The organism is Vibrio sp. L5-1, assembly GCF_021728315.1.
Taxonomy (GTDB): Bacteria; Pseudomonadota; Gammaproteobacteria; order Enterobacterales; family Vibrionaceae; genus Vibrio; species Vibrio splendidus_K.
Genome location: NZ_JAKKCQ010000002.1, coordinates 252354 through 267959 on the forward strand (window position 1 = coordinate 252354; position 15606 = coordinate 267959).

Below are 15606 nucleotides of genomic sequence, written 5' to 3' on the forward strand. Positions count from 1 at the left end.
GGCTCTTGTTTATGGGTGAACCTTTATCTCGATAAATACGGCCAGCTATTTACTCCAAGAAAAAGTTAACTATGAAAAACAAAAACACGTTATGGCGGTTTGTCGCCATACTATACAGCCCCATGTCAGCCGCGCTTTGCTTAAGCAATGGAGTTCAGGATACCCAATCACTAGACACAATAAACAATGATCGTGCCTCTTTATGGTCTCGAAATGAGCTTTATTTGGAACCACAGTTTGGTACTGCGTTAGGCGAACTTGAACACGATGCGCACACGCAATCTTTCACATCAGCATGGCCACAAACAGAAAAAGCGTTGGCTAACGTCCCACAAACATTCGAAAGCTCGCTGAGCCAAGAAAGCCTAATCAATCGGTTGGGTCAGGCCGGCTCTTCTACTTTGGAAGTCTTAGGGCCAATCGGAGATGCTGTTGCGGTGGGCTTTTGGGTCGACAACATGGTCCAAACATTCTCTCAAGAATCTTCGACTCAACTCGACAAAACGGCTTCTATTTTTTCTCTCATTCCTCTAGTTGGTGATGAGCTAAACCTATTATCGAATGACATTAAGTACTTCTCAGCCAAAGAAAAAATCACCGAATTTGAAAACCAATCGCATTACGTGTTTACCAACCACTCATCAGAATTTTCTCGTTTCCATCATTCAAAACAAGATGCCATCGAACTCATCAATAAATACGACGATCATGTCAAGCTCACTGCCTCTATGTATATAGATAACCTACTTCTTGAAGCAGACACTGAGTATCGCCGGTTAGCTTCAGCGTATGACAGGCAGTTATCTAAACAAATGGCACGAATTGATTTAGAACTGTTGAAGTCAATCGGACATGTTTCCCCTAATTCAAATCTACACCAGCCGCTATGCAAAAATGCTCAAGACTCTTTAACAGCGCTCGAACGCTGCATTCGCATTGAAGGACCAGCACGCATCGATGATCTGATTAATAAACTGAACGCAGATGACTATAACGAGCTCGCTTTGAATATACATAGCAAGAAAAGAGAACTTGTTGAAATTGCTTTGCGCCGACTATCCACACATAGAGAAAACACAATTAAACGGCTCATAGAAAGGTCAAAGCCTCACGTGGTATCGATCATTACACACAGCAAAATCAACCGAAGTATATTGGAATTTCAAGTAAGGCAAAGTGGATTGAGAGAGTATGCGAAAGAAATGTGGGATATCGATTACCTGAGCGAGGAACAACTCAGTACAGCAACTGTAGAAGTCCGCCCCGCAAGAACTTGCTGGGGTGTTCCTTCCATAGCCCCAGGCGGTATTCAAGCTTCTCTAGATGCATGTAAAGACTCTGGTCCATTGTACGATACTTACCACCCTATAAAGGATCCTGAGTTATCCGAATTGTTGCTAAAAAAGGTAGGATTTAATGTCGAACAGCATATTGCATCGAGGGTTGTTAATGGTTGGCCAGCAGGCTTATTTAGAACTCAGCTAATCAACACCGCTAGCGCTTATATATCTGGCCAGTCCTCGAATAAACTATTTGAAGAGCTAGTGTCCGAGTTAGCGAACATCGAGATTCTTAGCTATCAAACGTCTTTCAACGAGTACCTAGAGAGCAAAGGTATTGACAGCTCTGATCCAAATATTCGTAAAAGTTGGTATGAGATTAGCCGTTGGTATGAACTGCTGCTAACAGAGCGACCGAGTGGCGGAGTGTTAGATCAAATCAAACAATATGAAATTTTTAAACATTTTATTCAGCCTCAATTCAAGCTTGCTATTTCAATGTCTTACATCCGCTCTCTCAATTACTCGTTACCGTATCCAAGTGTATACTCTGCAGCAAATCTTAGGTTTTATGCCCCAAAAATGGCAGACATACTCGATGACGTGATGTCGCAGCCAAGCACTAACTTTGACCAAAACTTTCAAATCGCTATTGAAAGCATCATTGAAAAGGCAATGAAGACGACGAATGCCAACCAACTTCAATATTTATTAGGCGATCTTTCGCTCTATCTACAAATCGCGCAACATCAGCTGTCAGAATTCAATGTATCTCCTAACAGTCAACATCAACTGTTCAACAGCACGCTTTCCCCTCTGCACCTGAGCTACCTTTCCGATGAGCATCAAGATGAGCTGGGACAACAAGTAGGCTATGTATCTTCACATGCCCTCTGGACCCAACTCGCGAACATAAAAATAGCGTTGAGCCAAGGAGATCTCGAGTCTGCGATTGGGCAGCTTGGGTTAATCATTAAACAAGAAGAATTCACCATGCTCCCACATCTCAACCATCTGCTCCTCAAAGAACTCGAAGATTGGATTGAATTACAAATCGCATTAGAGGAATAAGCCAATGAAAAATAGAATGTTCTTAACGCTTTTAGTACTTTTAATGCTTGTTGACCCAATGAATGTATATGCTGGAAAAGGCTCAGAATTCGGCCTCTTTTATGACGCTCCGGATGGCGTAAAAGTGATTGCTGGGTACAACTCAGACACCCACGGTAAACTTTATCGCATGTCTAGAAACCTCTACGTACAAACAAAGAGTGACGCATACCTTGCAGATATAAGCGTGTTAATACGCAAGCTACAGTTGTCACAAACTGGACGAGAAATTTTACGACAAATCGCTACCTACGTTCCGGTCAATGCGCCTCACGACGATGTTGAACCATTAATTGAACATACAATGGGGATCGACCACTCTAATACTACGGTTGTCACTGTGATAAGAGAACCAGAAGGACCAGGAAGACTCTTTGAGACGATACCCTCTATATTTGAAGATCAACAAAAGGCCTCGCTAGCTTGGCAGCGACAGTTTAATGGTAAGGGGGTCTCGAATACGGTTTACTTCTCCACCACGGAGATGGTCAATATTCCAGGAACAGAGACACCGTTTGATCAAACCGTCGCATTAGGGCATGAACTCATTCATGCGAGAGACTTCTCTTCTGGTGCCGTACCTCAAGGTAATGCGCCTCTGTTTCACCGTCACCCAGACACCAATAAAGCGACAGAGTATGTGATTCCAAATTATGAATATCAGACCACAGGAATTACTCACTACAACAATGCTGAACACGGTCGAGATCCCGTTACGGAAATCAGTAGTGCCAGGCAGTCAATCATCAACCTTCGTGAAGAGATGTACTTCCAATGGAAAGCGCTAGGACAAGAAAAACCTAAGGCGTATTTAAAAAATGAAAAGATCGTGAGTGAATTTCATTTGGCTGACGATTTGGGAAAAGCAAAAAGAAATACTTATTGGCCGAAAGAGCACTACGACTACAAGCCATATACGCTTGAAACAAGACCATCCGCAACACCTCAGCATGCACCGAACTGGGATACTGTAGAAGGGAAAATGGCACATATCGAAGTTAGACAAGTACTAAAGAAATCGATAAGTGAAGGTAACAAACCTGCGATTGTTATCGTTGATGCTACCGAACAACGCTTATCTCAAAGCTTGCAAAATTCACCAGCGCTAACACGCCGAGGACTCGGAAACCAAAGTTCAATTCTGAAATACGCCGCTCAAAACGATATTAAAGTGGTCAATATTTATAGCAAGCAGAATGAGACCCCACTTAACTCCTTAAAGAAACGTAAAAAGAGCCTTCTTTATCGTTCAATTTCAGGCAAACAGACAGACGCAGACCAAGGTTACAGTGATGTTCAATACAGCAAAGACAATGAAAGCACGTTAGTCTCAGCGCTTGAGGAAAATGATGAAATTTTGGTCATGGCCTACTCCGATGGGAAAGTGACAACTAATGTAATCGATAGCCTATCTGAAAGCATGGATAAACAAGTGGTTGTATCCAGATACGCTAACTTAGATTATCAACCTTCAAATCTCAGTGCGGAAGAAAGTACCGCCTGGAAGGCACTTAGCAACAAAGAGAATGTGAAAATGCTAGGTGGAGGTAGTCGCTCTCGCTTCAATATATGTAGCATCCAATAAACAGCATTGTCGAACACGAAGCAACTTATATCGCTGCTCCTTTCTGTGGCCAAGCACAGCAACAAGTAGCGGGGTTATGACAAATAAAACCACTACTTGACTTAAAAATGAAATCACAACGAAACAAAAGTTTGAGTTAATGGAGTCGGTTATACACTGGGATTCCATCAGGAGGATCTATGAAACATTGCCCATCTTGTTCAACTGAACTGGTCGCAAGAGACGATGTACAAATTTGTCCACGCAATGAAATCGGCGACTGCTATTTTGATGGCTATGAGCAATATCAACTCGAATATCATCAACTTAAAAACAACCAACAAGACTCAACTTTCGACATCGCAGACATTGTTGCCGATTAGCTGGCCAAAGCCTTAGTAGGTAACCTACCTACTTAGCTACTTAGCTACTTAGCTACTTAGCTACTTAGCTACTTAGCTACTTACCAGTAAAGCGGTCGTAAGTGAGACACCGGCAATGAATTATTTCTCAAATATAGAGACATGACCGGTTCAGATGAGCCCGTAAATAATTCTATGCAGTTGCCAACATTGAAAAAGCCCCGATGTAAGACACATCGGGGCTTTTAATACTTCTTCACGCCACAAGTAATTGACGAATTAGATAGTGGTTTAGTCGAGGACTACCACATTAGATCATCTGGGATCACGAAGTCTTTGTACGGATCATCTTCGTCTACTTCATCAGAGCTTGAAGCTTGAGTGTCAACGATAGATTCTTCGTCACGCATCGCGATCTTGTTCGCTACCGCAGTAGGAATAACAACATAGCTTTCGCCTTGACGCGCGATACTTAGAATACCTTTACTTAGTTGCTTTTGAGTCAGGTCTTCTACGTAAAGGTATTTAACTAGCGTACCATCGGTGAAGTTGTATTTGATCTCACCGTTCTTCTGTTCGATCTTGTTCATCTCAATCAGTTGCTTCACTTGAGCTTTAATTTCTTTGCTCAACTGCTGTTCTTTCAACTGTTGATTTAACTCTTTGTCTTTCGCTTGCTGCGCCAGTTTAGTTTCTTCTGCTGCCGCTTTTGCTTCACGAGACTGAACGCGAGACTTTTTAGAGCCTTTTTTCGCCTTCTTTAATTTTTTCTCATTTACCAAGCCAGCTTTAAGCATTTGCTCTTGGAGTGTTAACTTTGCCATGACTTTCCCAGTTCAGGATTAAAAACGACACTATCATACCTGTTTTTGAGGAATCTGTTTACTGAACAATGGCAAAATTTTTGCTGATAGAGCAAGGCGGTTAGCGTTATTCCTTATCGTGATTCACAGCATCCATTTCTGGTTATTTACCGACCTATGATTTCCACGAAAACAACCACTAGTGACTTACCCTCAAACCCAAATCGTTCCTCTATTTGTTGGCGTGCGCGCGTATCACTTATCATTCCGACAAAGCAATATGTTAATTATCAATGAGTAATCGAATTTATAAAACCATGGCATATATCTAATATTTGGATAATTCTGATAGAGTTATAACTCCAATGTCATAACTCTTTACTACGTTATTCTTTAAACCAATCAGTAAGGATAACGTGAAAATGAAAACTCAATGGACTTGCCTGAGTGCATTACTTGCATCAGCTTCATTCATTTCAACCTCGGCTATTGCAGATACCGATGTGTACCTGACCAATAACACTAGCCAAGTAATGACGATTCAAACCAATCACACAGGTACTGACCAGCTTCAATTCGGTGATGAGTGGCAACAGCATGTTGAACAGATTGGCCCTTGGGAGACGAAGAAGCTGATCAGTTTCAATCGCTGGACTGGTGTGAAATCTGGGAAGACCTACGAGTTTGACACTGTAGTATCGAACGCTGTGGGAGAGAGTGTCACGCTCAATCAAACCATGCAAGGTCATTGGTACAACTCGACACTGCAACATGGTTTAAGTGCCGTAGACGTCAACCTAACGCTGCATGACGATCGTAATATTCATCGCAGCACAACCGATGCATTCGGGGTCAATGCAGAGCTTGCACTTAAAGCCGATTCTACGGCGCGCTACGATGATATTTATTACACCATCACCCCACCCAAAGTAGATGAGCAACCAGAGCCGGATGCCAATACACTCAAAGTCATGACCTATAACATCTGGGCGCTACCTGCCATCGCTTCGCATATTGGTGACCGCTACGATCTTCTCCCTCAATATGTAAAAGGCTACGACGTGTTGGCGCTACAAGAGGTGTTTGCTAACGGCAGAGATGAATTCTTGCGTGAACTTGCAAAAGAGTACCCGTACCAAACCAAAATGCTCGATAAAGATGGGATTAACATCTATGACGGTGGCGTGGTCATTGTGAGCCGCTACCCTATTGTCAACGAAGCGCAATACGTGTTCCCTGATTGTACAGGCACAGATTGTTTCGCTGATAAGGGCGTGAATTACGCTGAGGTCATCAAAAATGGTCAGGCTTACCATGTGTTTGGCACTCACACCGCGTCGTTCGATACGGATACCGCTCGTGACTACCGACAGCGTCAATTTAAACAGATGCGTCAGCTTGCTCAATCACTGGAAATACCAACCTCAGAAACGGTTATTTACAGCGGTGACTTCAACGTGAACAAGCTGAAGTTCCCAGGCGACTACCAACAGATGTTCGCTAACCTGCAAGCCGCTGAGCCTGAGTATTCAGGTTATACCGCTTCCACCTTTGATCCTCGCATCAACAACTTTGCAGGCGAACCTATGTCTGGCGGGGAAAACGTCGAATACTTGGATTACGTAGTGGTGAGTTCGGAGTACGCACAAAAAACTCACAACAATAACCGCGTTGATGTTCCTCGTTCAACAAGCAGTAAGTTATGGAAGCACTACAACCTTTCAGACCACTTCCCTGTTAGCGCTGTCATCAAGTAACTCGGTGAACCCATAATGCATCGAGTTATATTAATCATAATGCTCGTCTTAACGGCGAGCATTATTGGCTATTCATGGTCATCAAAAACGAACGAAACACCGCTATCTTCTGCTCCACACACAGAAGCTAAGTCGCGTGTTTCTACGACAACTGATGACGATAATTCCACGCCAACTGCAACCGCCAGTTCGGGAAATGCAGCATCGCAGAACAAACAAGCCGAGGCAGAATCATCGGGCGGAGAAACGCATGTTGAAAACTTAAGCGAACTTGAAGGTAAAGCTCTATTCGATGAACTCGATGGGTTCTGGGCGCTTTGCAAACAACGCGATGACTGCACTGAGCAACTCGCACGATTGAAATCAGAGTTGCCGAGTATATGGTTTGAGTTACTGAGCGACTATCCGCAGCTATCAGTCGACTGGCAATTAGCCCAAAGTACCATCCCACTTGAATCCATAGAGACTCTTGAAGATCGTGTTGCCTTATTCAAGCAATCTGCACAGCAAGTATGGGGCGAGTTGGCCCACCAGCTATTCGCAGACCAGTTTGCGCATCTAGATTTTACGCTCGACGCAAACACCCTTAAAGAAAACGAAGCGAGCCAGTTTTTGGCCAACTATCAAGGTTTGCTTAGTGAATGGCAAAACAATACGGGCACGTTAAACGCCGAAACACAGCTTCAAAAATATGAATTGGCAGTCTCTTTGATACCCAACAGCTATAGCCCTGCTGAGATAGTATCAGTCAAAGCGGACCTTCAAGAGACCTACTTAGATGAAACTGAGGCCAATAACATTGCCGCACGAGAACAACAAGTCGCGCAACAGCAACAAACAGTGATGACTTACCACGAGCAACTGGATCAGCTCAAAGCGACCTTAGGCTCTCAGCGTTCCTCAAGTTATGCCACTTGGACTCAACAAGATTGGGACAGTTACTATCAGCAGCAAGTATCCGATTTCAGGGAGCAGTTTTTTAGCAAGTAACGCTTTAACTTAAACCGTTACGGAACTGCGCAGGCGTTTTATTGAGCCACCCTTTAAACGCTCTTCTGAAGTTTGCAGGATCGCTATAACCGAGCCTTTCACCGATGTCATCAATGCTCATGGTTGTACCGAGTAATAGCTCTTTGGCCAGTTCCACTCGAACTTCGGTAAGCAATAATTGATAGCTGGAGTCATTGGTCACTAACTCTCGCCTGAGTGTACGAGAACTGCAACCAAACTCTTCTGCGAGTTGTTCAATATTCGGGAAGCTACCTGCAGTTTGATAAAAGATCGTTTTGATCTGGTTAGTCAACAGATGTTCCGAGTCCAACGTTTCCACTATCGACTGGCAAGACGCGAGATAGCGCTTCAGTGTCGCGGCATCATGAGTCAATAAGGTTTGTGACAAAACAGAAACATCAAAACGCAGTTCACAATGGTTTTGTTCAAAAATCACCGGGCACTGGAAGCGGTTGTCATAAAGCTTGGTGTAATTGGGACGAGCATAAGGAAAAGCCAGAGTGTTAATAGCTAAATCATAACCAGTCAGTTCTTTGAACAAAGAGACAATTGAACTTAAGAAGTACTCACTGCAGAAAGGAAGGAGATCACCCACTTCCAAGGTGTTCTCAATCTGAATCACCGCTTGCTCGGAATCTAGAAACAATTTAACCGAGAAGATAGGCCCATTCAGGCGCAAATACTTAAAGCCCGACTTGATGGCCTCCCCGACATTTTGACTGGTTGATAGCGCATAACCCAACACGCCAAAATGGCTCAGACTTGCATGCTCTCCCAACCAAAGACCTAGACCATCGTGAGGAAAACTCTGATTAGCCGCGCTAAACAACGCAAGTTTATCAGCGTAAGTCAGCTTTCCATTCGGGTCTCGCCAATCCATGGTTTCTAAACCCACATCCATGAGTAGCCTTTCAATATCGAGACCTCGTTGCTCTAAGGTATTCAACAGCAGCGCGATATCTAATGTCCCCAACTGATGCCGATGTCCGGTTGGCTTATACTCCGCGATAATCTCCAAGCGTCTCTCCTTATATCTAACCCATTCCCATAAACATGACTACTCAGCTTTAACAACACTGCTGACAAAATCGTGATTGGTAACGCGCTCTTGTCCGAATATGACCTCCCAATTCTACGCTACTCATCGCACAATGGCTTTAATTGTTAAATTTATGTGAACCATCGCAATGATAAAAACGAACCCTGCCCCACACAGTTTGATTGATTCTAATGGTCAGCCGATCATTGGACATTTCGATGGCATCCCAAAACAACTGAACATCGAGAACTTTGACTACCGAAACTCGATGGATTCAAAAGCAGGTCCTTGGCAGAAGCACTTTCACTACAAGCAATTCCAGTTTGTCAGTATCGTCACCGACACACACATTATTGGTGTCGCTATCGCGGATATTCGCTACTTAGGCTCAGCATTTTGTTATCTGTACGATATTGAAAACAACCATCTGGAAGAGTCATCTTGGTTGAGGCTATTAGGGTTTGATAAGCATGTAACGCCTTCACCATTCGAAGGAAAGACAAGCATTGCAGATCAAAGCATTGCTTTCGATATCGAAGGCGGACAATGGCGAGTTCGCTTGAATACCAAGCTCATCAAGGCCGATATCGCTTTAAAGCCTCAAGCCGACAGCTTGCCCATGGCGATGTGCAGCCCAACGGGGTATTCAGGTTGGACTTACACCCAAAAGCACAATGCTTTGCGCATCAGCGGTGAAATCCAAATCAAAGGAGAATCACTCGTTCTCGAACAAGCTCGTGCCGGTTATGACTTTTCAGCGGGCTACATGAGACGTGAGACCAGTTGGCGCTGGGCAAGCATCAACACGCAATCCAATGGCACAGATATTGGCCTAAACCTCGCGGCGGGCGTGAATGAAACCGGAGGCTGCGAAAACGTGTTATGGGTCAATGGAACCAGACACTTGCTTAACCCGGTACAGTTTACGTTCAGTCGCCAAGACACGAACTTGCCTTGGCAGATAACATCACAAGGTGGACGTATAAACCTGACCTTTACGCCCTTAAATAACCGCAGCGAAAAGCTCAACTTGTGGCTGTTAAAGAGTAACTTTCGTCAGTTCATTGGTCATTTTTCTGGCTCGATTGAAGACAACAATGGAGTGACACATCGACTCGATGGCGCTCTTGGTCTAACAGAAGATCACTTTGCACGCTGGTAGCGAAATTCTGCTTACTGAATCACAAACGATCAAGTCTAAGCAAATTTGATACTAAGAACGCGTATGGCGACTCAACAAGGATAAAACATGAATATCGACGCATTAATCAATCACCCAGAATGGCTACTGTTGGTATTAGCGCCCTTGTTCGTGGTGTGCATGTTGGCTGAGTATTTTATCGGTCAGAAGCAAGGTCGACTACCAGATAATTCCAGCTATAAACTTTCAGAAGTGATGTGTAACTTCACGCTTGCGGGAATGCATCAACTCTCCGATTTGCTCACCGGGTTATTGGTCGTGCAGTTGTATCTCTTGATGTTTGGTTGGCGTTTAATGGACATCGACATGGGCGTGCTGAGTTTTGTTGTATTGATGGTGTTACAAGACTTTTTCTATTATTGGTTCCATAGAGCAAGCCATCGTGTTCGCTGGATGTGGGCAGCACACGTCGCGCACCACAGCTCAGAACAGATGAACTTCAGTACGGCTTTCCGTCAAAGCTTAATGTACCCACTTGCTGGGATGTGGCTATTCTGGGTACCGTTGGTCATCATAGGTTTTGACCCTAAATGGGTCATCTTTGTGGTGCTTCTGAATCTAGGTTTGCAGTTCTTTGTCCATACACAATGGATACGAAGCTTGGGACCACTTGAATACATCTTTAACACCCCTTCGCATCATCGAGTACATCACGGAAAAAACCCACAATACATAGATAAGAACTACGCCGGCGTTTTGATCATTTGGGATAAGTTGTTTGGTACGTTCGAACCTGAAGTTGAAACCGTGCGTTACGGCGTCACCAAGCCAGTAAACAGTTTTAACCCGATAGTGGTCACCTTTCAAGAATGGAAGGCCATATTCAAAGATTTGAGGAACCGAGAGTTAACCATGAAACAGAAAGTACGATTGATACTCTCGCCTCCTTCAGACTAATCAAAGCGATCGGATTTAGTACACCTTATGAAAATCAATGAGGTTGAATGTGAGGCCGCTTACCCAGAAATCGCCGTCCAAGTCGGCACCTTGCACGTATCGCTTGTCGCCCATTTCTAAAGTCACAATGTATTTGCCCGCGATGAGCCCCTCTACCATGTAAAAGCCATCGCTCTCAATCTCGCTCGAATACTCGGTGCCTTTCTGGATATGTTTAAAGTGCAGATAAGCACTGTTTTCTAGATCGCCTTCCACTGTGCCATCGACGCCAAATGATACCACCATTTCGATGTGAGCATGAGTTAGCCCGACTTGCTTAGTGTTTACAAACACAGGGTTTTGAATCGGCGTGAGGTTAAGGTCGAGTGCCCCTTCATCGATATAGATAGGTAGATTATCTCGAGCCGGAACACTTGAGAATTCAAATCGGCCTTTTGCATCACTGACCGCTCGTTGGTCCAAGATTTGTAGGCTTACGCCTTGTATGGGTTGTTTGTGGTGATCGTAGACAACGCCCGTCAGCTTAGAATGGTTGTATCGATTCCACTCAACAAACTCACCAATGCTTTCATCAAAGTAAGTTTTAGCACCGAATTCTGTCGTCATCTCGACACCGTATCGGTCTTCGGTTCCTTCTAGCTTAAAGAGTAAATAAGGGTTCACTCGAGCTTCTAAAGAGGCGGAAAACGAAACCTCCTGCTTTTGATAGCGAGCCGATACGTTCGTCGTGAGCTCTTGAAAAACCTCCAACGGATCTAACAGGCACTCTTTGCACGCATTTCTCAGAGACAGCTCCGTTCGTTCATGATGACCAGAGCCATCAACGGTTCCAGAAATATTCCACGACGTATCGGAGAAACCGCTTTTGGCCAAGCCAATCGTGTGTAGATAGTCTTCTTGATGAGAAGCTTTGGTGTATCGATAATCACCGGCGTATGAGACAAACAGATTACGAGCCACTTTCGAGTTCAACTTGGGTTCAACGCTCAACTCATCTTCATCATCCCTTACCGTTAAAAAGGCCGTTAGATTGGCAAGCGACAGGCTGTATTTGAACACATCGTACTCCATCGACTCTAAGTCCAATTCATCGGTTTTATTGAGCTCTATCGATGCCGACTGATCGCCATTGATCAAAATATCAAATTCCATTGGAAAGCGATTGAACTCAGGTAACCAACCGATATGACCCGCGAACCAATGCGCCGGTAAGTATCGTCCTTGAACACCAATCAAGTCTTTACCATTTTGCCTCATAAAGGCACTACCCACGGTGAAGTAATCGGCAAGCCCATATTCGAGCGACACAGCGCCAGCTCGGTCTGCACCTTCATTGCCCACCACTTGCACACCCCACTCGTTGCTTGGCAGAAATGCATCTTCTAAACCGGCGACGGTGATCTCTTCTTCCTGCCAGACACCTTTCGATAGGTAGTAGCGAAACTTGATGGTGTCACCGGGGGAAATGTTATCTTCTTCAACCACGAAGCGTCCAAACTCATCAGAGCGATAAGTGGTTTGATAAATGCCATTGACTAAAACATCGATGCTGATATTAGGTTGAGTAGTTCGTTCGAGTTGAAGGTTGCCGAACTCTGTCTGTCGCTTTCGGTTGGTGTAATAGAGCCCATCTTCGAGGGTTTGATTCACGGTAAAGACGCTGCCATCCAATAACACATGACCTATTTCTAAAGAGCCTTCACCTTCATGAGCCTCAACCGCAATGTTGTAATAGACGATGGGGTTATCTTCTCGTGAATCAATCGACAAGCGAGACAAAGAGTGTTCAGTGCTTAATATGGTGTCTGAGATTGCATAAACATCACCGCCAGTTTCACTGTAGTGATAAACCGAAGTCGCTAAGCGAGTCGCCAAACCCACAGCGGCAACAGGTTCGAAAGCTGGCGTGCTTTCAGCTCGCTTGAGATCCTCGGCCTTCTTACGTGATTCATTTTTCATCTTAGAAATAGCGGCTTCCAGTTCAGTCAATGAACTGAATTCTGGAGTAACGGTGAGCCTATAATCATCAATATCCCAACGCACTTTTGCCGGGATACAAACTTGTAAGCTGTACCAGTGAATGTAAGTTTCTGAGTCGATGACTTGATATTTGATCGACTGGATATTGTTGTCATCGCGATAACAAATGGCTTGTTCGGTATCTAGAATGTACGGAGGAGATTCTCTTCCCACATCTTGAGGCAAATACAGTTCGCAATATCCGCTTTCATCACACTGACCATTCATTTCGAGCAGATAAAAAGCGGCATTGGATATCGAAATGAAGGGTTCTTCGTAGTCATCCATCATGACACGATAAAAGCTATCCCCCACTTTCCCGACTCGAACTTCAACATGGGCTGGATAGAGTTCACTCGCCTCACTTTCTGCTTTAGATTGCGAATACGCACCAAAAGGAAACAGTGAAGCGAGCAACAAAAGTCGCCAAACCATGCAATTGAACACTGGCTTTTACAGAGTTCGCTTCAATGAAACGAGCACTACAGAACACATTCGTACAGGGGCTGTTCGTTCTGAACCAGTGAGATCTTTGAGTCTTTAGGAAAAGCCTTGGTTAATTCAGAATTACGTAGTAGCACCACTTTTTCGCTATGCTCATCAACATTCAATTTCGCAGTAAATTGAAAGTTACCATCGTTGCGAATCTTGATGCTTTGGTTGTCACACGCAAACTTAACATCTTGCACCTGCTCACCTTTCTGAACATAAACGGGTACATAACTGTTGATGTGAAAGTTCAGTTGAAAGGCTGAACCATCACTGTTGGTTTTACTTGAAGACAACGCAATGTCTGATAGCTCTGTAGCTTTTGCTATTGGAGAAAACCACAAGTAAGCACGATATTCACCATCAGCCATGTCAGCAGGTAAAGCATTCATACGTAAGCGAACCGTGCGTCTTTGATTGGGTTTAAGTTCACGAATTATTGGTGGTGACACTTTAATCCAACTCGCGATATCTTCTGATTGCGCGATATTAGCGTCAGTTCGAACTAAGCCACTCGCCTTTACCGGGCGATAAATCGGTTTTATCTCCAAGCGAATCGGTTGATCTGAATTGTTTTCGACGACGATTTTTTCAGTCACCGAAGTGTCGGCATCCAGCACAAAACGAGTCGGTGCGATGAGTAACTGAGCATAGGCTTGTGTTGTGAAGATTAAGCCGAGAACACATGAGATAAACAACTTCATTTATAATTAACCTCAAAAGGGATTGTACTGGTGTAAAGACCTGCTGGGTGGTTAGCGCCGATTTTCACTTTGGCACCAATACACAATAATTTGCTTCTTCCATTCCCTTTGATTTTGGCTCTACCACGCTTTGATAAGCCACAACCAAAATAGAACTTTCTAATACGCAGGCGTTTGGATTTACGAGAATGGTTTAGATATTGCTTGGAAGGGAGAGAAACCACGATTTTTTTACCAGGCTCACCTTCAACATAAAAACGAACCACATAAACCTGACTATTGGATGGGTTTGAATCCGCATTCTGACCCGACCCAGAGATATACATACCCGGAAATTTCACTTCCATATTCTCAGGAATAATTTCTAGCGCATGAAAAGGGCTGGAGTAAATCATCAGACCAATATAAATCGCGTATTTTAATAGAACACTCATAGTAAAAGCGGCTGCTTTATAGCAGCCACAATATTACACTGGTTTCATTTAATTACTGGTAAGTTACATCTACTGCAACGTTAGCAGTATATGTACCAGCAACTAATGTCGCACTTGAAGTACGTGCAGTACCACCAATATTAAGAGCCGCAGTACCACCGGTAAGAGTAATAGCGTTATTAAAGTCGAATTCAGCTGCAATCGTATTTACGCCGTTAACCAAGTTAGTATCAGAAATACTTACTGTTACTGCATCACCAGATTCTCCAGAAAGAGTAAATGCCGCAGCTCCAGCATCACCTTGAGCGATAACAACGTCCGTTGTGTTGTCTGAAGTGATGATACCGAAGTCAAGATCACTTGTTTTTGTCATTGTAATTGCTTGTTTTACTTCTAGTGTTGCATCAAAAGTGTCACTCACAGCGAAAACGTTCGCTGAAGAGATAGAAAGTGCAGATACAGCAACAACCTTAAAGACTTTGTTCATTTTTTAATCCTTTATATAAAATCGGCTTTATTATTAGGGTTACCTAACAGTCAATCAAAGTTAACAATTAAGTAACAACAATCCTATTTAGAAAATATATACATTGACACTTATTTATAAAGAAATGAGGCGCAGTGAGAATAAGATCACGCAAATTGATATAAATAACACTAACAATAATGATGGTATTGATTCATTTTCACCAATTATATATAAAACTGGTTTTACACTTAATTCCTTTATTTTTGTACGTAATTATTCCTATAAAATGACCTTAATTAAAGTAACCCTCAATAAAGAACAAGAATAAAGGACAAGAATAAAGGACAAGAATAAAGCCTTATTATATTCAGGTTAATTACTATATAGATCACCGTGTTGCAATACAGTCTCAAAAATGAAACATACTGACAATTAAAATAAATTGTGATGAAAATGAAATATTAGAG

13 protein-coding genes are annotated in these 15606 nt (G+C 43.4%); 7 read left to right on the plus strand and 6 right to left on the minus strand.

Annotation, left to right across the window (positions count from 1 at the left end):
• Positions 1 to 71 precede the first annotated feature (71 nt).
• The 3 genes from L3V35_RS07865 to L3V35_RS07875 all read left to right on the plus strand — a co-directional run bounded on the left by L3V35_RS07865 (position 72) and on the right by L3V35_RS07875 (position 4337).
• The gene (locus L3V35_RS07865; RefSeq protein WP_237299207.1) at positions 72 to 2351 is read left to right on the plus strand and encodes a hypothetical protein; all 2280 of its coding nucleotides are present in this window, start codon (positions 72 to 74) and stop codon (positions 2349 to 2351) included.
• 4 nt (positions 2352 to 2355) lie between these two features.
• A complete protein-coding gene (locus tag L3V35_RS07870; RefSeq protein WP_237299208.1) occupies positions 2356 to 3975 on the plus strand; it encodes a M91 family zinc metallopeptidase in 1620 nt (539 codons plus the stop codon).
• 179 nt (positions 3976 to 4154) lie between these two features.
• Positions 4155 to 4337: a hypothetical protein gene (locus L3V35_RS07875; RefSeq protein WP_017077989.1), complete on the plus strand. Its 183-nt coding sequence runs from the start codon at positions 4155 to 4157 to the stop codon at positions 4335 to 4337.
• Between the two features lie 281 nt (positions 4338 to 4618).
• On the opposite strand, the gene L3V35_RS07880 is transcribed toward L3V35_RS07875, so the two are convergent.
• Positions 4619 to 5140, minus strand: a complete 522-nt coding sequence (locus tag L3V35_RS07880; protein WP_004734880.1) for a DUF2058 domain-containing protein — start codon at positions 5138 to 5140, stop codon at positions 4619 to 4621.
• 401 nt (positions 5141 to 5541) lie between these two features.
• On the opposite strand from L3V35_RS07880, the gene L3V35_RS07885 reads away from it, so the two are divergent.
• Positions 5542 to 6876, plus strand: coding sequence for a sphingomyelin phosphodiesterase (locus L3V35_RS07885; RefSeq protein WP_237299210.1), 1335 nt, complete (start codon positions 5542 to 5544; stop codon positions 6874 to 6876).
• A 39-nt stretch (positions 6877 to 6915) separates the two neighbouring features.
• On the plus strand, positions 6916 to 7866 hold the full coding sequence (locus L3V35_RS07890; RefSeq protein WP_237299909.1) for a chromosome partitioning protein ParA: 951 nt from the start codon (positions 6916 to 6918) through the stop codon (positions 7864 to 7866).
• Between the two features lie 4 nt (positions 7867 to 7870).
• Here L3V35_RS07890 and L3V35_RS07895 read toward each other — a convergent pair whose 3' ends face one another.
• Positions 7871 to 8905, minus strand: a complete 1035-nt coding sequence (locus tag L3V35_RS07895; RefSeq protein WP_237299212.1) for an AraC family transcriptional regulator — start codon at positions 8903 to 8905, stop codon at positions 7871 to 7873.
• Between the two features lie 169 nt (positions 8906 to 9074).
• Here L3V35_RS07895 and L3V35_RS07900 point away from each other — a divergent pair, with 169 nt between their 5' ends.
• Positions 9075 to 10088, plus strand: a complete 1014-nt coding sequence (locus tag L3V35_RS07900) for a DUF2804 domain-containing protein (RefSeq protein ID WP_237299214.1) — start codon at positions 9075 to 9077, stop codon at positions 10086 to 10088.
• 87 nt (positions 10089 to 10175) lie between these two features.
• On the plus strand, positions 10176 to 11024 hold the full coding sequence (locus L3V35_RS07905) for a sterol desaturase family protein (RefSeq protein WP_237299216.1): 849 nt from the start codon (positions 10176 to 10178) through the stop codon (positions 11022 to 11024).
• A gap of 15 nt (positions 11025 to 11039) precedes the next feature.
• Here the strand turns inward: L3V35_RS07905 and L3V35_RS07910 are convergent, their stop codons facing one another.
• The 4 genes from L3V35_RS07910 to L3V35_RS07925 are packed head-to-tail and all read right to left on the minus strand — an operon-like array spanning position 11040 to position 15157.
• A complete protein-coding gene (locus tag L3V35_RS07910) occupies positions 11040 to 13478 on the minus strand; it encodes a carboxypeptidase-like regulatory domain-containing protein (RefSeq protein WP_237299218.1) in 2439 nt (812 codons plus the stop codon).
• Between the two features lie 47 nt (positions 13479 to 13525).
• On the minus strand, positions 13526 to 14236 hold the full coding sequence (locus L3V35_RS07915; protein WP_054546463.1) for a molecular chaperone: 711 nt from the start codon (positions 14234 to 14236) through the stop codon (positions 13526 to 13528).
• The gene (locus L3V35_RS07920; protein WP_054546464.1) at positions 14233 to 14670 is read right to left on the minus strand and encodes a DUF4402 domain-containing protein; all 438 of its coding nucleotides are present in this window, start codon (positions 14668 to 14670) and stop codon (positions 14233 to 14235) included. The genes L3V35_RS07915 and L3V35_RS07920 overlap by 4 nt, the downstream gene beginning before the upstream one ends.
• A 52-nt stretch (positions 14671 to 14722) precedes the next feature.
• On the minus strand, positions 14723 to 15157 hold the full coding sequence (locus L3V35_RS07925) for a DUF4402 domain-containing protein (protein ID WP_004734871.1): 435 nt from the start codon (positions 15155 to 15157) through the stop codon (positions 14723 to 14725).
• Positions 15158 to 15606: the final 449 nt, after the last annotated feature.